We start from the raw sequence: 17,746 nt of genomic DNA, 5'->3' as shown, positions 1-17,746 counted from the left end.
AACCCTGGTGGTGGTTAATTTTAGCGATTAATAACCTATGACTTTTGCTCCACCATATGCTCTGTAGATTCGTTGGGTTCATATTTAGCAATGCCAATACCGGTTGCTGCCCACAACAAAGCAAAGATAACCCCGCTGTAGCAGAGGATTGCCCATGGCAAATAATCAAGCGTTGCCACGCCCAGCATCGTGGCGCAATAAACACCTGAGGCAGACCAGGGAATAATCGGTTCGACAACGGTTCCGGCATCTTCGGTAGTACGCGAAAGATTCTTTGTCGCAAGCCCTCGTTTTTTGTACTCCTCTTTAAAGGCATCACCACACAGCAGCAATGGCAAGGTCCCATTTGCCGTGCAGGCACAAATGGTGACCGTCGTTACAATTGTGGTAGCCACCAGGCGAAATGTGGATTTCACGCCTTTAGTAAGCGCGTTTATCACGGTGTGTAGAGAGCCTGTCGCACTCATTGCTCCGGCAAAGCTGAAGGCGCTGAAAACGGTAACGAAGCTGCTAAACATTGAAATGGCGCCGCCGCGTTCCAGTAAGCGAGAAACATCGGAAGACAGTGTTGGCATATTGTCTCCGGTGAGCATCGCGAGCTTAAAGCCGCTGACCACGGATTCACCGACCGAAGAGGCGGTAAATTGCTGAAAGACTAATGCCAGAATCATTGAGACGATTGTGGATAAAAAGAGCATCGGGATTGGTGGTCTTTTTGATAGTGAGCCATACAAAACGATGATCGGCGGCAGCAGTAGCAGAATGTTGAAGTGATAAATCTGACCGATAGAGTTCATCAGGCTGGTGATATTTGCCGGCGCGCTGGACGAAGCATCAATGCCCATGCCCATATAGCTGTAAACAACGCAGCAAATAATAAAGCCCGGGCCGGTGGTCCACAGCAGATGGCCGATATGTGAGTACAGGTTTACCCCGGCAGCCAGCGCCGCCATGTTGGTTGAATCAGAAACCGGCGAGAGCTTATCACCAAACCAGCAGCCGGAGACAATAGCGCCAGCAGCAATCGGCAGCGAAACATTCAGGCCAATTGCTACGCCAATCATGGCAATCCCGACGGTGCCGATGGATCCCCAGGAAGTGCCGGTACATACTGAGATCAACGCTCCCAGCATAAATGCTGAAATATAGAAAAACTGCGGATTAATCCATTTCAGACCATAATAAATCATCATTGGAATAGTGCCTGACACCATCCAAGCGCCAATTAAGAAACCGATACTGGCAACAATTAATATAACAGGCAGCGCTTCAGATATTTTATTACAAATAGATTGTAGAATGTCATCCCACGTGTAGCCGTGCGCGATGGCGATAAACGAGGCGGTTGCCGTTCCCATCAGGATCATGGGTTCAGCACGAATATTAAAGATAAAATACCCGATGCTAATTCCGCCCAGCATGACAACCATCGGTAAAACTGACCAAAAGAAAGACAATGGCTTTCTGTTGTTAGCGGTGCAGCTATTTAATTCCATAATTCCATCCCAATCGTTAATGGTTGAACACGTCAAATAAATACCTGCTACAGGTCACTCATGTCTGAGTAACATAGTTGCCAGAGCTCATGGCTGAACCCTATTTTATTAACTGCAGCAGATTATCTGTTTTGACCTGCTATTCTGGTGCTTATATTTTGGTAGTAAGGTAAGAGAGAGTCTGGCGAATAAATTACCCCTCGGCATAAGGTGAATGATTTCGGCGTTGTTGGCTCAGTTTGCGATACTGCTGCGGCGGCATGCCGACGTATTTATGAAACGAGCTGTAAAAACGGCTGCTGGAGCGAAAACCTGCAATCGTCGCGATATCCAAAATTGTTTTATCCGTGTCGCTGAGTAAAGCCCGCACATGGTTGATACGCATTGCGGTAATGTACTGTTTCATGGTTAGTTGCATCACCCGGTGAAAAATACCCATCGCGTAATTGGGGTTGAGCTTAACGTGTTCGGCAATAGCATCGACCGTGAGTTGTTTGTCGCAATTGGCGGCAATAAACTCCAGCATCTGGCTAACGTAAAATTGTGAATGCCGTGAAATGCTGTTTTTCTGGGTGCGTGACGTCTTGTTACCCAGTACCGGCCGCCAGCCAGCGAGGCTAAATCGCTTGAGCATCAGGGCGATTTCATCAATGGCTAACTGACGAATTTGCTCATTGTCGCTGTTGAGTTCACCCTGCCAACGCTGCACTTCAAATGCGCTCAACTGCTGAGAAACAAGCGAAGTGATCACCATTCCGTGCGTCACGTGGTTAATCAGTTCCCTGTCCAGCGGCCAGGACAAAAACAGATGCATCGGTAAGTTGAAGATGGCCATCTGTTTACAATGCCCGGCATCCGTCAACTGATGAGGTGTGCAGGCCCAGAACAGAGTGATAAATCCCTGTTTGCTCTTCACCACTTCGTCATTGAAAAGGTACTCCACATCGCCATCAAACGGCACATTCACCTCAACCTGACCATGCCAGTGGCTGTAGTTCATGGCCAGCGGCGCCCGCAGCTCGACGTCCATACGCTGATACTCAGAGTAGAGTGCCAGCGGACTTCGCGACTTTTTTTCATAGCTGCGACACATATGTGGGTCGAGCGGCAGCTGCGGGGTACTTTTTGCCATTATGGGTGGGTTCCTGAATAGTGGATCTGACCATGGGTAGCGCCAAAGCATGAACATAGCTTAACTGAAAAAAAACGCCGTTTTCTCTCCATTTTCGCGAAGTTATTCCCAAAAACTCAGATCCTGTGCCTGCCGCTTGCCGATCTGAGTTAACGGGAAAGGGGAGTTTTAATCTTAAAAACGGTCAGACATAGGAGGCTTTGTTTTACCTGCCGGATGGCGGCGCTGACGCCTTATCCGGCCAACTTAAGCTTGTAAGCCGTAGCCCTGATAAACGAAGCGTCATCAGGCTGTGCCGATCTCCAGCCCTGTTACAGCCTGTTTTTTGCTCTCATCCTGTCCCCTCAATCATGCGTTTTGGTATCCGATTTTACCCCTTGAACCCTAATCTCATGACCGCTGTCACATTTATAACCTGATTTATGAACGATCATGTTCAAAAATTATTTTTAGAGTGATAACGTCAGATTGTGCGAGGTTGATGTCCGCTTGTTACCCAGCTCATGCAATTTTTTATTGCATGAAAACAATTATTTAAAGAAATTCAGGGGGAGCAATGAGTGAAGCCAATTTAGACAGAGTAAGCCAACTGGATGTCCCGGAAGAACAGGGTGCCAGTAAGAAAACGATCCGCAAAGTTATGTTCGCCAGCATTTCAGGAACCGTTATTGAATGGTATGACTATTCGCTGTATGGAGCTGCTGCTGGACTGGTTATCAATAAACTCTATTTTCCGAATCTTTCGCCAACCATTGCCACGCTGGCCGCTTTTTTAACCTTTGCGGTCGGCTTTGTCTCTCGTCCTTTAGGTGGGGTAATTATTGCCCATATTGGCGATCGTTATGGACGTAAACCGGCCTTGATTTTTGCTGTGGTATTAATGGGCATCGCCACATTGGCGTTGGGACTGTTACCCACGTATCACCATATTGGTATTTGGGCGACAATTGCGCTGGTGGTTATCCGCCTGATGCAGGGATTTGGTTCGGGCGCGGAGCTTGCGGGGGCGCAAACCTTTGTTGCTGAATACGTACCGGTTAAACAGCGTGGTTTTTATACCTCGCTGATTAATGCCTCTACCGGGGTCGCTATTCTTCTTTCATCGCTGGCGTTTTTTCTGGTAACGCAATTGCCGGATGAGGCCTTTATGAGCTGGGGGTGGCGCGTTCCATTCTTGTTCTCCATTGTATTGTTTATTGTGGCTATTTATATCCGTAAACATCTGGATGAAACCCCTGAATATGTAAGATCAATGGAAAAAGCTGAAAGTAATAAGAAAACCCAGTCTGTCCCTATTAAAGCGTTGATCGTTAACAGCCCGAAAAACCTCATCTGCGGCTTCTTCAGCCTGGCAGGCCATCAGGCAAATGGGTATTTGCTCAGCGTTTTTAGTATCAGTTATCTGACTAATACGCTGGGGATGGCGAAATCTGAGGGTTTGATGGCGCTGATGATTGCCGTGACGGTCAATACCATTATGACGCCGATAATGGGAAAAATGGCCGATAAATATGGTACTACCGTGGTCTTCTCTTTTGGCGCGATTTTCCTCGGTGCTTTCGCTTTCCCATTATTTTGGTTTCTTGATAGCGGTAATATCGTGCTGGCAACCATCGGAATGTGTATTGCTTACGGTATTGGGCATGGCGCGACGTCTGGGGCGCAAGGCGCATTCCTTGCGAATCTCTTTCCAACTCAGTACCGCTACTCTGGTATCGCTTTATCACGGGAGCTTAACAGCGTTATTTTTGCCGGTTCGACCCCCGTTATTGCCGCAGCGCTTATCACCTTTGGCGATGGTGAGCCAACTCTTTTAATTTGCTATCTCATGTTTTGCAGTTTGTTGACTTTAGTGGCCGTACAAATGGCAAGGGGATTAAAAGAACATCATTAATGGACGTTCAGGGAATAGCGTAAAATTCACTAATGAGGTAAAGATGAAAATTATCATTGCAGAAAATAAAGATATTTTAGGTCAGAAAGCCGCTGAAGCAGGTATCCTTGCCATGCAACAAGCATTGGCTCAGAAAGAACACATTGCCATTATTCTTGCGACCGGTGCCAGCCAATTCCAAATGCTGGAAAATCTCATTCAGGCGGATATTGACTGGTCCCGAGTGACGATTTTCCATCTGGATGAATACATTGGTTTAAGTGACGATCATCCGGCAAGCTTTCGCCGCTATCTGCGTGAACGCGTAGTTGAAAAACTCCCTACATTGAAGCAGTTTGTCGGCGTTAATGGTTCTGCTGAAGATATCGATCAGGAAATTGACCGTCTGAACAGGTTGATCGGCGCACAGGCTATTGATGTTTGCTTCGCAGGTATTGGTGAAAATGGACATCTGGCCTTTAACGATCCGCCAGCTGATTTTACTACCACTGTTCCCTATTTACAGGTTGCACTGGATGATGCGTGCCGCCAGCAACAGTTAGGCGAAAAATGGTTTAGTTGCATAGAAGAGGTTCCGTCCAGGGCTATTTCAATGAGCATAAGCCAGATTATGTGCTCCCAAGTGCTGATCCTAAGTATCCCTGACAGCCGTAAAGCGCAGGCAGTAAAACAGGCCCTGCAAGGCCCTGTGATAAATACGGTTCCAGCCTCTATTGTTCAGCGTCATCCCGCATGCCAGATATTTCTGGATAATGAATCCGCATCGCTAATGACTGAACGGTAAGGGATGAAAGATGAAAGTCACTCCAGGTTTGTTTGATATACAGGTAAATGGGTTTGCCGGCATTGATTTCAATGATGAAAATATTGATGCCGAGATGCTGGACTCTGCGCTAGAAGCTATGCTGAAAACCGGCGTGACCTGCTGTCTGCCAACGCTGATCACAGCATCTAAAGCTGTATTGATGAAACGCTTTCAGGCGCTCGATAAAGCGGTTGCTAACAGTGAGCTCGGTGCGTTAATGGTTCCGGGATATCATCTGGAAGGACCTTTTCTGAACCCGGCAGACGGATATGCCGGGTGTCACCCTGCGGAAGATATGACGCCACCTGACCCCCAGTTCATTGCTGACCTCGAACACGGCCTTTCAAGACCGATTCTGCTGGTCACCTGCGCCCCTGAATTTGATGAAGGAGGGGAATTTGTGCGAGGGCTAGCGGCAAGGGGAAAACGCGTTGCAGTCGGACACTCCAGTATTGGTCATGCCCAGCTTCAGATAGCGGTCAGTGCAGGTATCAGTTTGTGCACACATCTGGGAAACGGTATTCCTCAGGAATTGGCAAAGTTGGATAACACATTACAGGCGCAATTGAGTTGCGATGCGTTACATGCCAGTTTTATTGCTGATGGATTACATATTCCGCCGTTTGCGCTCAAAAACCTGCTACGGGCGAAAACGGTGCCCCGTTCAATTTTGGTAACGGATGCGATGAGCGCTGCAGCCTGTGAACGCCCGGGGATGTACCCTTTTGCCGGGGCAATGGTCGAACGCGCTGAAGACGGTACGGTTCGCCAGCCAGGGGCAAGCAATTTGGCGGGTTCCAGCCTGACGTTGGACAGGGCGGTGCGTAATCTTGTGACCTGGCAACTTGTAGGCTTTGATGAGGCCGTCGCGATGGCGAGCGTTCACCCCATGCAATTTATGCAAAAAGCCATGGCGCACCACCAGTGTGCAAACCTGGAGAGCAGAATCATTTGGGATGAAAACAATACCGTTATTGAATGCCGCATTGGCACTGCCTTAAGCAGGTGCTTTCATTAAAAAACGGGGCAGCAATGCCCCTGTAACATTCTTACCGTCTTTTCCTTATCTAGTAATATCCCTCAACGTTGTAACTCTTTGTTCCTGCTCATATGAAAAGGTAAATCAGGGTTGATCGATGCGTTGCCTTTCTGGATACTTCGTCAGGTAGCTCTGATGACAACATGTGCCTCTGCAGAGTTACTGTGGGGGAATGCGGCAAACTTCCCGGTCTGAACCCGAAACGTGTTAATAAGAGCATGAATAATAAACGCACAATAGACTTTCTTACCCATTTACCGATTACCCGCGGCTTGCTCAATGATAAGGAACGCGTGTTTCTTGCGGTTCTGAAGGGCGAGGTTAAAACCCGAAGTGAAGCCACGAAACGATTGAAGATTCGTTCAACGACGATCTCTGACTATGTGGCTGAACTTCTGGAGGCTCGCTTGTTAACGGAAGAACCCAGCGAGCATGTCGGACGAGGGAGGCCGTCATTGACGCTTGGCGTCAATGCCAACAGAGTGGTGACGATTGTTTTTCAGGTGATTAGTCAGTCAGTGCACACATTTATGGTCAACCTGGCGGCGCAGATTATTGCACATGAGCATACCGAGGCGCCTCCTGGCAGCGACAATAAGGCTCTGGAAGCTATTTTTCGTCATCTTTATAACGACATTATTGCCAGGCGACCTGAAGATGCAGAAATAGCAGGCATTGTCTTTTCGCTGGGTGGAGTTTTTGATCGGACCACGAATCGCTGGATCCACACCTCTCGCTGGCCCAGGATGCACAACCTGGATATCAGCGCTGTTTTTCCAAAAGAAAGCGACTCAATCACGCTTTCACGCACGCTGGACAATGAGCTATTGATTCATCTGCTCCAGCAAGATGAAAGTACATTGCTGTTACACTGGGGATACGGTGTTGGTTTTGCGTTTGGTCAGTCCGGGGACAATATTGTCGAAGGGGGGTATGCTTTTGGCGAAATTGGTCACTGGCATATCTCAGGACAAAATGCACCTTGCCACTGTGGACAAAAAGGGTGTCTGGAAACGGTTGCAGCGCTGTGGTCAATCGGACACGAAGTGCTCGGAAAAGAGTTTCAGGCGGGTGATGATGAAGAGAATATTGCTACTCTTCTGGCATCAAAGGATCTGGCAGATAACCCAGCAATACAGCAAGCGATTGATCAGATGACAACCGCAGCTTCAAACGTTTGTCGCGTATTCTTTCCTAAAAAGCTGATTGTTTCTGGCCCTTTCGTTAAAAATACCGGTATTTGGCAAGCGTTTTGCGCAGGGTTTGAGCAACAAAACAGCTTCTTTGGGCAGACGATCCAGCAATTGTCCGTTAGTCAGGTTAACCGCGATCTCGGTGTCTACGGTGCGGCGATACCCATACTCGAACAAGGGCTCGCAAAGCTGTTACAGTGAAGACGCATTTCTTCATGGCCCGATCTGAATTTGCTCGAGAATTGTGCGGAGTAGCTGAATAGCGCGCCAGATGTCATCCTCTGTGTCACCATCCCACTCAGGAATGGTGACCAGTTCGGATTTAAACTGTTTCATCAGGATGTGCGCATCAGCAATCTCATCCCGACCGCAGCCCGTAGCAATGCGCGATATCGATTCTGCGGACAGGCTGGAGTAAGGGGTGAACTCCTCACGCTCTGCGCTGATAAGCTTTTGTATTTTTCGCATGATACGTACGTGCTCAGAGTCTCTAAATCAACCGTTTAATTGAATTTTCCAGAGAAAATAATACAGGGTGTTCTAAACCGCAAAAATGAGAGGGTTTGTTGTTTTTATTTGCTATAACAGGAAAAACATAAATAACTTTATTTTTAGGGCAATATATATTTTTATATGGTTTAACACTTCGCTGTTTAATGGTCTGGCTTGTTGACAAATTCCCATGCGGTTTAATTTTCTGGGATAAGCCTTGTAAAATAGAAGAATATACGTCACGTAGTCCACTCTGTGATTTTTTTATACTCAGCGTACTGATTATTTTAACTTTTTCATTAAGAATGAGCCGTGATACATGAAAGGTTTGTCCTACATGTGTAGGAATATTCTCTTTGCTGCGTGTTAATGATTTGATGTCCGCTAAGTATCAAAGTTTAAATTTTGTAAACCAAAATGTTATTTTCATGATTTATTCACTTGAATTATGAAAAAATCATAAAATACGCGCATGGCTATGTTAGAATTTGCATCCTGAGTCTAATGATATATAAATCAATAATATTGCAGACTCACCTGCTCTATAGCCATCGCCTCTCTTTATTTATCGGGATTCTTAAACGCAATGAACGCGATAATCGTTGACGATCACCCATTGGCTCGCATAGCCATCCGCAACTTACTCGATACAAATGGTATTACCGTAACAACCGAGCTCGACTGCGGGGATCACGTGGTTCAAACCGTTGAAAAAACGAAACCGGAACTGCTGATTGTTGATGTGGATATACCGGGTATTAGCGGCATCGAAGTGCTGGAGCAGTTGAGAAAGCGGCACTATGCTGGTGTAATCATTATCATTTCAGCTAAAAATGAATATTTTTACGGTAAACGTAGCGCCGAATATGGTGCCAACGGATTTGTGAGTAAAAAAGAAGGTATGAATAATATTCTTGCCGCCATTGAAGCCGCTAAAAATGGTTACAGCTATTTCCCCTTTTCTCTTGAGCATTTTACGGGTTCATCTGTCAGCGAGCAGGATAAGCTTGATACATTGTCGACCCAGGAAATGAGAGTGTTGCGTTATATTCTCAACGGTATGGATTACAGCACAATTGCCAGCAAAATGAACATCAGCAATAAAACCGTAAGTACCTATAAAAGTCGTTTGATGGAGAAATTAGATTGCTCATCATTAATGGAAATATATGATTACGCGCAGAGAAATAAAATAGGATAGAGTAATGCTGGAACGCTTGTTTATTTTTTTGATGGTCATATTTACCATCGGGGTGTCTACGGATGTAAGCTCTGCCCGGCAAGTTGAGCTGAAAAGTAACTATAGTACCTCTGTACAAAATATCAGTCTGAACAGGGAAGAAACGAACTGGTTAGCGCATAAAAAAACCTTGGTTGTTGGCACCTGGTTACCGGAAGTCTCCCCCATTGTTTACCAAAATAGTGGGGAATATTACCGGGGAGTCAATGCGGATTATCTTGCGCTAATGCAAAAGAATCTCAATCTAAAAATTGTTATAAAGCAGTATGATAATGAGCAAGAAGCACTGGCCGCGCTCGCCAGTAACGATGTCGATACGCTGATAACCCAGCTTTCAAGGCGCCAGGATGTCGGCGGGAATTTATTGCGCACTTCTGCATTGCTGACAACGTGGCCGACGCTTGTGACCTCGCTAAAAAACACCATGCTGCCGCTGACCACGGACCATCAGGTTAGCGTCGCGTGTGTGCGTGATTGTCCTTTCCTTGATGTTATCCAGGATGCTTTTCCTGATGCTAAAGTCTCATTTTACGATGACGAATATCAGGCCATGGCGTCGGTTGTGAATGGTGATAGCCAATATTACATTGGTAACAATATCACCAGCAGTCATTGTATCTCCCGATATTTTTCACAATCACTGGTTATTACGCACTACTTTGATAAACAAGAGCAATATAATTATTTTGTGGTTAAGGAAGAACAGCCGGTATTAAGAAACATTCTTGATGGTTTCATTACATCAATCAGCAATGAAATTCATATGCAGGTCATGCAGAACTGGCTGAACCGCGGCAACCTGGCCTATCTGAATGCGCCGATTCCATTCACCGATCGGGAGAAAGCGTGGCTGAAGAAAAAACATACTATTCGTATTTTGATCAATCCAGATTACCCGCCCTATACGCTTGTTGATCGCAGTGGTGAATTACGCGGTATCCTTGGCGATTTGCTGAATATTATTCATCTGCAAACGGGGCTTGATTTTGAACCCGTTTTAGCTGATTCGAAAAGTGAACAGATGAAAAAAATAAGCGGCGAACAATGGGATATGTATCCCACCATCACCCTGACTAATCAAAATCAGCGTAATTCGACCTTTAGCGATCCGCTGATGAATGTCGCATTTGTGATTATCACTTCCCGCGAGGAAACGGCCGACTCGCTACTGAATAAACCGATCCGTATTGCGTTGCCCGCTGGACATGTGTTGGAAAGTGACCTGAGACAACGCTACCCCAAGGCCACCTGGGTGGATGCCGATACTGGTAGCGTCGCGATGACTATGCTCAGGGATGGCAAGGTTGACGCGGCAATCGCTACCGAATTGTCGGCAAGGTACATGGTCGATCATGACTACCAGAAAAATATGCACTTTTTTAGGCTTCCTGATATGCCGGGTGCCTCGGTAAGTTTTGCGGTCTCTCCTCACGAGCCCATGTTGAAGTCCGTAATGGATAAAGCGCTGCAGGCCATACCGCCACGTGAAATTTTGCAGATGACGGAGAAGTGGTCGAAAATTTCCAATACGCAGGTCGATATCTGGAGCCGATATAGCAAACAGTTCTATCAACTGGTGGTGTTTGCGCTGCTGCTGATAGCGATTAGCCTGATCTGGGGGATCTCACTTTCGCGTGAGGTCAATAAAAGAAAGCAATCGCAGCGTCTGCTGGAAGAGCAACTCCATCTTAAAGAAGCATTGTCTCAAGAGCTGGAGATCGAAAAGAACAAAGCAATTGAAGCGACCAAGGCCAAAAGTCGTTTTCTTGCGAGCATGAGCCATGAATTACGTACCCCTGTAAGCTCGATTGTGGGTTTTCTGGAATTACTGTCGAGTTCAGAACTCAGTCCGGCGCAGCGAAAGGAGGCGATTGCCCTTACCGGGGCGACGGCCCAGTCATTACTTGGGCTGATTGGTAAGATTCTGGACGTGGATAAGATTGAGTCTGGTAAATACCAGGTTGTTCCTCAATGGACGGATCTCTCGCAGCTCATTGAATTGCAGTGTCACTCTTTCGATGCCTTAGCCAGACAGAAAGGCATTACGCTTGCCTGCGTTAGCCAGTTGCCGGCGAACGAGCGGGTCTTTGTCGATCAGCAGGCTTTACGGCAAATTCTCACCAATCTGGTGGGTAATGCGCTGAAGTTTACCGAGCAGGGCAGTATTCACGTGACGGCCCGTTTGACGCCTGACGAGGAGAATCACGGCAACCTGACCATCGCTATTAGCGATACCGGTTGTGGGATTAGTGAAGAGGAGCAGGCTGGGCTATTTCATCGTTATGCTCAGGGGCGCAGCGGGCGTCAACAAACGGGTTCCGGTCTGGGGTTATTTATCTGCAAAGAGCTGGTGACGCTGATGGGTGGTACGCTTGAACTGATGAGCGTACCGTCGCAAGGAACCACGTTTACCATCACGTTGCCGGTTGAGACTGCCCGACAGTCAGTTGTTCCGGATGGCGACACGCCAGGCACACTATTGCCGCTACCGTGCCTGTCTATTTTAATAGCAGATGATAACCCGACCAATCGTCTGCTGCTTAAGCGACAGTTGAACGCCATTGGTTACAGCGTGGATGAAGCGTGTGATGGCGAGGAGGCCGAAGCCAAACTGGTTAAAAAATCATACGACCTGTTGATAACCGATGTGAATATGCCGAAGAAGGACGGGTTTGATCTCGCGGCTTCATTGCGTCGTCAGCAGCCTCATTTACAAATATGGGGGCTAACGGCCAGCGCGCTCCCGCAGTCACGCGATCGGTGTCTGCAAAATGGGATGAATTTGTGTTTGTTTAAGCCCGTGTCGATTAAGACGCTGACGCATGAACTGAGCAAAATCGAAACCGGTTATTCGTCTCCTTGTTCGATCCGACATCTGAAATTCAATGTTCTGACGGAAAATACCGGCGGCGATCGTGCATTAATGAATGAGATACTCGAAACATTTCGCGAGGCAACGCTCAGCGATTTACAGGCGGCCGGAAAAGCCGTTTTGCAAGATGAACCTCAGCTGTTTTTGCGGGCTCTTCACCGGTTACATGGTTCGGCGCAAATTCTGGGTATTACTGCTCTTCAGACGCTGTGTGAACCTTTTGAATCTATGCGACATGACTGTCTTCCTTTGGCTGTACGCCAGGAAGCATTACAGAAGATTGTTGCGGTCATGCGGGAAATTGAGATTGAGATCGACAGTCTGATTAGCCATTAACCCCCCCGATCGGGTAGCCGTAGCTGCCCGATCGGGAGAGAAAGTCCTGGTTCAACACTCCGTAGTGCTGAGTATTACTGGCCTGCGCCCAGCATCTCGCTATCGATAACAATGCCTTCTTCAGCACCCTTTAACACAAGGTTTGCCTCGTAGTATTTACCAGAAGACAGCAGTTTTTGTGCGCTGGCAACGGCTTTACGAGTCTGATTTAAAGGCATCAGGTATTGAGTCTGAAGTACGTTGATACCCGCCAGCTGTAAGGTATCCACCGCACCTTTCCAGTCGCCTTTGGCCATTTTACCATTCGCTGTATTGATAGCGGATTCTTTGGCTGGAGTGGCAATGTAGTCTTCTGACAGCGCGACAGTCGCGTTAATAATCACGTACTGATCGTCAATCATTTTGGCTTTAGGCGCAGTTTTTACAAATTTCGCCCAGTCGTGGCTGTCACCTGCCAGCAGGGAAGCGGCATCGTCGGTTAATTTTTTAGCACTGTCAGGCTGTCCATGAAACAGGGCCAGACGAGCAAGCTGAATATCACGCATCGCATTTGCACCTTGCACCGCGACCTGCATAATATCGGCAGCTTCTTTTTGTACATTGGCTGTAGCGGTTTGTGCCGGAGTGGTAGTGGTCGCTGCCAGTACCGGAGCTGAACCCATCATGGTTGCAAGCAAACCCGCAAGAATAATCTTTTTCATTACTTTCTCCTGAATAAAGTTGGCATATGTCACCAAACGAAATAAGCATATTAAATAAATTAAAAGAGTGGAATCAGAGCCAGGACAGAATAATGAGCGTTTAATCCTACAGGTGTCAGACGTCTGACGCGTGTAGGATTATACGGATAACGGCATTCCTTTTATCTTATATACGAACGCTGAGTGAAAGTCTTATCATTTCATTGTAAGTAATATGTATTAAGTGAGAATTATTCTTTAATTAGCAGGTTACATTGCGTTTCTATGTAACGGAGGATGTATGTTTGTTTTTAATCAGCGTAGCCTGAAAGCGTTTAATGAAAAAACACTAACTCATTATAAGAGACACGCCACAATCATGGCGGTGCTGTTGTTGGTTTGTGGCATCTGCTGCTTAATCTATCCAATCGCTGCGGGTGTTTACTTAAGCTACACAACAGGTTTTATGTTTCTGGTGTGTGGTTTCTATTCTATCTATAGCTTGTTTAGCTCTGGTAAAAAGCAGTTGAAAGCCAAATTTACCTATGCCTTTTTTGCTATCGCGTGGTTACTGCTGGGATACTGTTTCCTCGAGAATCCTGTGATAGGCATGAATTCATTGGCAATGGTTTTTTGCTGCCTGTTTATTCTTGGCGGTATTTTTCGTGTTGCTTCCGGTGTCAAAATGTTCCGCAGTCCGGGTTATGGATGGAATATTTTCATTGGTATTTTTGATCTGCTCATTGCAGCCGTGTGGCTGAATATGGATCCCGACAGGTCATATGTGTTTACCTCAATATTTATTGGCGTTGAGATGATCTTTAGTTCTTTAGCTTTTATCAGTCTGCGTAGAAATACGACGTTGGTAGAAACTGATAAACTCGCCGATAAAAATTAATGCTACCTCTGGAGTGCATTGTGAATATTAAATTGGTTGTTTCTGCAGTTATTCTTATGACTTCTGTTATGGCGCCGATGAGCCGTGCTTTTGCTACGCAGGCAACGGAAGCTGCGCCACAGGATATGACCTGTAAAGAATTCGTTGATATGAGTCAGCAATACAAGACGGCAATTGCCTTTGTGATTGTTAATAAAAATTCGGACTTTAAAGGTGATGATTATGTTCCACTGCATCAGGTGGAAACGGAAGCTGTACCGAAAATGGTTAAAATGTGTCATCAGCATCCGAATACAAAACTGGGTGAACTGGCTGTAAATCTGAAAGGTTCCGGTCTGGACTATTAATTAACCGTTTTGATAGCCTGGCATTAGTTAGAATTGACAACCTCTGTACCTACCCCAGTTGTTCCCCTACAAGAAAATACCCGTGTAATGTTTACCTTGCTAGCCACGAGAAACTCGCTGGATAGCAAGGCCCGCTAATGACCGTAGATCTGACAAACAAAGTCCTATCCCTGGGATAAGATCCCAGGGATAGGACAACGAGTCAGCGTCGGGCTTTAAATCGCGCCAGCATGTTTTCAACGAGAACAAAGAATAGCGGGACAAAATAGATAGCCAGCACGGTTGCGGCCAACATCCCACCGATAACCCCCGTACCGACGGCATTTTGCGCGCCAGAGCCTGCGCCGTCGCTTATTGCCAATGGAATAACCCCCAGGATGAAAGCCAGTGAGGTCATTAAAATAGGACGTAAGCGCATTTGCGCGGCCTCCACCGCGGCTTCAAGCGGTGCTTTTCCTTCGTTTTGCATAATCTCGACGGCGAACTCGACGATCAGAATGGCGTTTTTAGCCGACAGCCCCATGGTGGTGAGTAGCCCGACCTGGAAGTAAACATCATTGCTCAGACCGCGTAGATCGGTAGCCAGCAAAGCGCCGACCACCCCGATTGGCACAACCAGCATCACCGAGAAGGGTATCGACCAGCTTTCATACAGCGCCGCCAGCGCCAGAAACACGACGATCAGCGAAATGCCGTACAGCATTGGCGCCTGGTTTGTGGACAGTGCTTCCTGATAAGACAGACCTGTCCAGGCATAGCCAACGCCTGCGGGCAGTTTATTAATCAGCGACGCCATAAATTTCATTGCATCGCCGCTGCTTTTTCCTTCGACCGGCTGGCCGAGAATTTCCATTGCAGGCTGACCATTGTAGCGTTCAAGGCGGGGGGAGCCGTAGGTCCACTCGGTGGATGAGTAAGCGGAAAGCGGCGTCATTGCGCCAGAGGCATTACGTACGTACCAGTGATTGATATTGTCCGGCAACATACGAAACGGCGTATCGGCCTGTACATACACTTTTTTAACGCGCCCCTGGTTCAGGAAGTCATTGACATAGCGACTACCAAACGCGGTGGAGATGGTCTGATTGATATCCGATAACGCAACGCCCATGGCTTCTGCCTTCCTGGCGTTGACGTGAATGCGGAACATCGGCGTATCTTCCAGACCGTTCGGACGCACCCCGTCAACCTCTCCTGACGACTGGCTGGCCAGCGCCAGAAGCTCGTTTCGGGCCTGCATCATTTTTTCATGCCCAAGGTTACCGTTATCCAGCAGCTCCATATCAAAGCCTGAAGCGGTCCCCAGTTCCGCGACTGCGGGTAAATTAAACGGATAAACAACGGCGTTATTAATGGTGCTTAAGGCCATCATCGCCCGTCGAATAATGGCGGTAACCGAGTTTTCCTCGCCAACGCGTTCTGACCAGGGCTTCAGGCTGATAAACGCCAGACCGTTGTTTTGCCCCTGACCGCTGAAGCCAAATCCGCCGACGGTGAAAACCGAAGCGACGTTTTTCTGTTCTTTCGTCAGATAGTAATCCGTTATTTCTCCGAGCACTTTGCTGGTGTTCACCATCGTTGAGCCGGAAGGTAATTGCGCCGTGGTCATGAATACCCCCTGATCTTCTTCAGGCAGAAAGGAGGTCGGGGTGCGTGAAAACAGCACGATCATGCCCGCGCCAATCACTAAATACACGACCATGTAACGGCCCGTGCAACGGAGAAGTTTACGGGTGCTGTCCGTGTAGTGCTGAGTACATTTCTCCATGAAGTGATTGAAACGGGTAAACAGAAAATGTGTGTTTACTTTTTCTCCCTCATGGGATTTCAACAGCATGGCACAAAGTGCAGGCGTCAGGCTCATCGCCACAAACACCGACAGCAGCATCGAGGAGATTAAGGTGATAGAAAACTGGCGGAAAATCTCCCCCGTCGCCCCGCTCATAAATGCCATCGGCATAAATACAGCGGATAACACAACGGCAATACCGATCAGCGCTCTCTGGAGCTGGCCCATCGCTTTATGCGTCGCCGCTTTTGGTGACAAATGTTCTTCGGCAATAATGCGTTCTACGTTCTCAACCACCACGATAGCATCATCGACTAACAACCCTATCGCCAGCACCATGCCAAACATCGTGAGTGTATTAATCGAAAAACCGGCGACGTCGAGTATTGCAAAGGTGCCGAGGATAACTACCGGAACGGCGATTGTGGGGATAAGCGTTGCACGGAAACTCTGCAAAAACAGGTACATGACGAGGAATACCAGAATGATTGCCTCGATCAATGTATGAAAAACGCCCTGAATCGAAATCTCGATAAACGGCGTGGTGTCATAGGGATAAACGGTTTTCATACTGGGCGGAAACCAGGCCGATAATCTGTTCAGCTCTTGTTTGACCGCCTGGGACGTTTCCAGGGCATTGGCGCCAGCGGCAAGTTTAATCGCAATCCCGGCGGCGGGTTTGCCGTTGTAACGTGCAACCGTGGCATAATTTTCCGCACCCAGTTCAATGCGTGCGACATCGCGCAGCAGAACCTGGGAGCCATCTTGCTGGACTTTGAGGAAGATCTGGCCAAATTCATCGGTAGTTTGCAGGCGCGTCTGGACGATGATCGACGCATTTAGCTGCTGATCGGCTGACTGAGGCATGCCCCCCAGTTGCCCGCCGGATATCTGATTGTTCTGAACTTTGAGTTGGGTAATAACATCTTGCGGGGTGAGGTTATACTTGTCGAGCTTTTGCGGATCCAACCAGATGCGCATGGCGTATTGCGAACCAAACAACTGTACGCTTCCCACCCCGGCAGTGCGGCTTAGCGGGTCTTTAATATTTGAAGCCACATAGTCGGCAATATCATATTGGCTGAGACTGTTATTATCAGAGATAAAGCCGGCGACCATTAAGATGTTGCTGCTGGATTTATCAACGCTTATCCCTTGCTGCTGTACCTCCTGCGGCAGGGAAGGCATCGCCAGTTGTAATTTATTCTGTACCTGAACCTGCGCAATATCGGGTGACGTACCCGTTTTGAAGGTCAGGATAATCGAGGCATTACCTGCCGCATCGCTGGTGGATGACATATACATCAGGCCATCAAGACCATTCATATTCTGTTCAATCACTTGCGTCACGGAGTCTTCAACGGTCTTTGCGTCTGCCCCTGGGTAAGCGGCGCTGATGGTGATGGTCGGGGGAGCAATTTGTGGGTACTGGGCGACAGGCAGGTTCATTATCGCGATACCGCCCGTAAACATCATGATAATGGCGAGTACCCAGGCGAAAACCGGGCGCTCAATAAAAAAGTTGGCCATGAA

The 17,746-nt window shown here is 47.6% G+C and carries 13 protein-coding genes; 8 read left to right on the top strand and 5 right to left on the bottom strand.

The annotated features are described in order from the left end of the window. Window positions 1–35 precede the first annotated feature (35 nt). Window positions 36–1,496, bottom strand: coding sequence for a Na+/H+ antiporter NhaC (nhaC, locus tag LA337_17700; protein ID UBI14987.1), 1,461 nt, complete (start codon window positions 1,494–1,496; stop codon window positions 36–38). A 193-nt stretch (window positions 1,497–1,689) separates the two neighbouring features. Next, window positions 1,690–2,628 (bottom strand): transcriptional regulator MelR, encoded by a 939-nt coding sequence (gene melR / locus LA337_17695; protein UBI14986.1) that lies wholly within the window; start codon window positions 2,626–2,628, stop codon window positions 1,690–1,692. Between the two features lie 556 nt (window positions 2,629–3,184). On the opposite strand from melR, the gene LA337_17690 reads away from it, so the two are divergent. The 4 genes from LA337_17690 (at window position 3,185) to LA337_17675 (ending at window position 7,760) form a co-directional block, all read left to right on the top strand. Beyond that, window positions 3,185–4,522, top strand: a complete 1,338-nt coding sequence (locus LA337_17690) for an MHS family MFS transporter (protein UBI14985.1) — start codon at window positions 3,185–3,187, stop codon at window positions 4,520–4,522. A gap of 43 nt (window positions 4,523–4,565) precedes the next feature. Then, window positions 4,566–5,306 carry a glucosamine-6-phosphate deaminase gene (locus LA337_17685; protein UBI14984.1) on the top strand — a complete coding sequence of 247 codons (741 nt, stop codon included), beginning with the start codon at window positions 4,566–4,568 and terminating at the stop codon, window positions 5,304–5,306. Window positions 5,307–5,316: 10 nt separating this feature from the next. After that, window positions 5,317–6,345, top strand: a complete 1,029-nt coding sequence (locus LA337_17680) for an amidohydrolase family protein (GenBank protein ID UBI14983.1) — start codon at window positions 5,317–5,319, stop codon at window positions 6,343–6,345. Between the two features lie 239 nt (window positions 6,346–6,584). Next, entirely contained in the window at window positions 6,585–7,760 is a 1,176-nt protein-coding gene (locus tag LA337_17675) for an ROK family protein (protein UBI14982.1), read from the top strand. Window positions 7,761–7,772: 12 nt separating this feature from the next. Here LA337_17675 and LA337_17670 read toward each other — a convergent pair whose 3' ends face one another. Continuing rightward, window positions 7,773–8,027: a hypothetical protein gene (locus LA337_17670; protein ID UBI14981.1), complete on the bottom strand. Its 255-nt coding sequence runs from the start codon at window positions 8,025–8,027 to the stop codon at window positions 7,773–7,775. A 610-nt stretch (window positions 8,028–8,637) separates the two neighbouring features. Between LA337_17670 and evgA the strand changes: the two genes are divergently transcribed. Beyond that, the gene (gene evgA / locus LA337_17665; GenBank protein ID UBI14980.1) at window positions 8,638–9,252 is read left to right on the top strand and encodes an acid-sensing system DNA-binding response regulator EvgA; all 615 of its coding nucleotides are present in this window, start codon (window positions 8,638–8,640) and stop codon (window positions 9,250–9,252) included. A gap of 4 nt (window positions 9,253–9,256) precedes the next feature. Next, on the top strand, window positions 9,257–12,499 hold the full coding sequence (locus LA337_17660; GenBank protein UBI14979.1) for a transporter substrate-binding domain-containing protein: 3,243 nt from the start codon (window positions 9,257–9,259) through the stop codon (window positions 12,497–12,499). 74 nt (window positions 12,500–12,573) lie between these two features. On the opposite strand, the gene LA337_17655 is transcribed toward LA337_17660, so the two are convergent. After that, window positions 12,574–13,200 carry a YfdX family protein gene (locus LA337_17655; GenBank protein UBI14978.1) on the bottom strand — a complete coding sequence of 209 codons (627 nt, stop codon included), beginning with the start codon at window positions 13,198–13,200 and terminating at the stop codon, window positions 12,574–12,576. A gap of 280 nt (window positions 13,201–13,480) precedes the next feature. On the opposite strand from LA337_17655, the gene LA337_17650 reads away from it, so the two are divergent. Both LA337_17650 and LA337_17645 read left to right on the top strand, forming a co-directional pair. Continuing rightward, the gene (locus LA337_17650; GenBank protein UBI14977.1) at window positions 13,481–14,077 is read left to right on the top strand and encodes an HdeD family acid-resistance protein; all 597 of its coding nucleotides are present in this window, start codon (window positions 13,481–13,483) and stop codon (window positions 14,075–14,077) included. Window positions 14,078–14,133: 56 nt separating this feature from the next. Further along, a complete protein-coding gene (locus LA337_17645; GenBank protein ID UBI18507.1) occupies window positions 14,134–14,424 on the top strand; it encodes an ABC transporter substrate-binding protein in 291 nt (96 codons plus the stop codon). A gap of 202 nt (window positions 14,425–14,626) precedes the next feature. Here LA337_17645 and LA337_17640 read toward each other — a convergent pair whose 3' ends face one another. After that, entirely contained in the window at window positions 14,627–17,743 is a 3,117-nt protein-coding gene (locus LA337_17640; GenBank protein UBI14976.1) for an efflux RND transporter permease subunit, read from the bottom strand. Between the last annotated feature and the right edge of the window lie 3 nt (window positions 17,744–17,746).

The sequence above is a fragment of the Citrobacter europaeus genome, from assembly GCA_020099315.1.
Taxonomy (GTDB): Bacteria; Pseudomonadota; Gammaproteobacteria; order Enterobacterales; family Enterobacteriaceae; genus Citrobacter; species Citrobacter europaeus.
Note: the sequence above shows the minus strand (reverse complement) of the source record. Positions and strands in the feature narration are given on the sequence as shown.

Excerpts from the sequence above, each read along its gene's own strand:
- LA337_17655 (UBI14978.1), bottom strand. The coding sequence starts at position 13,200 with ATGAAAAAGATTATTCTTGCGGGTTTGCTTGCAACCATGATGGGTTCA.
- LA337_17685 (UBI14984.1), top strand. The coding sequence starts at position 4,566 with ATGAAAATTATCATTGCAGAAAATAAAGATATTTTAGGTCAGAAAGCC.
- melR (UBI14986.1), bottom strand. The coding sequence starts at position 2,628 with ATGGCAAAAAGTACCCCGCAGCTGCCGCTCGACCCACATATGTGTCGC.
- LA337_17660 (UBI14979.1), top strand. The coding sequence starts at position 9,257 with ATGCTGGAACGCTTGTTTATTTTTTTGATGGTCATATTTACCATCGGG.
- LA337_17640 (UBI14976.1), bottom strand. The coding sequence starts at position 17,743 with ATGGCCAACTTTTTTATTGAGCGCCCGGTTTTCGCCTGGGTACTCGCC.
- LA337_17690 (UBI14985.1), top strand. The coding sequence starts at position 3,185 with ATGAGTGAAGCCAATTTAGACAGAGTAAGCCAACTGGATGTCCCGGAA.
- LA337_17675 (UBI14982.1), top strand. The coding sequence starts at position 6,585 with ATGAATAATAAACGCACAATAGACTTTCTTACCCATTTACCGATTACC.
- evgA (UBI14980.1), top strand. The coding sequence starts at position 8,638 with ATGAACGCGATAATCGTTGACGATCACCCATTGGCTCGCATAGCCATC.
- LA337_17680 (UBI14983.1), top strand. The coding sequence starts at position 5,317 with ATGAAAGTCACTCCAGGTTTGTTTGATATACAGGTAAATGGGTTTGCC.
- LA337_17650 (UBI14977.1), top strand. The coding sequence starts at position 13,481 with ATGTTTGTTTTTAATCAGCGTAGCCTGAAAGCGTTTAATGAAAAAACA.
- LA337_17670 (UBI14981.1), bottom strand. The coding sequence starts at position 8,027 with ATGCGAAAAATACAAAAGCTTATCAGCGCAGAGCGTGAGGAGTTCACC.
- nhaC (UBI14987.1), bottom strand. The coding sequence starts at position 1,496 with ATGGAATTAAATAGCTGCACCGCTAACAACAGAAAGCCATTGTCTTTC.
- LA337_17645 (UBI18507.1), top strand. The coding sequence starts at position 14,134 with ATGACTTCTGTTATGGCGCCGATGAGCCGTGCTTTTGCTACGCAGGCA.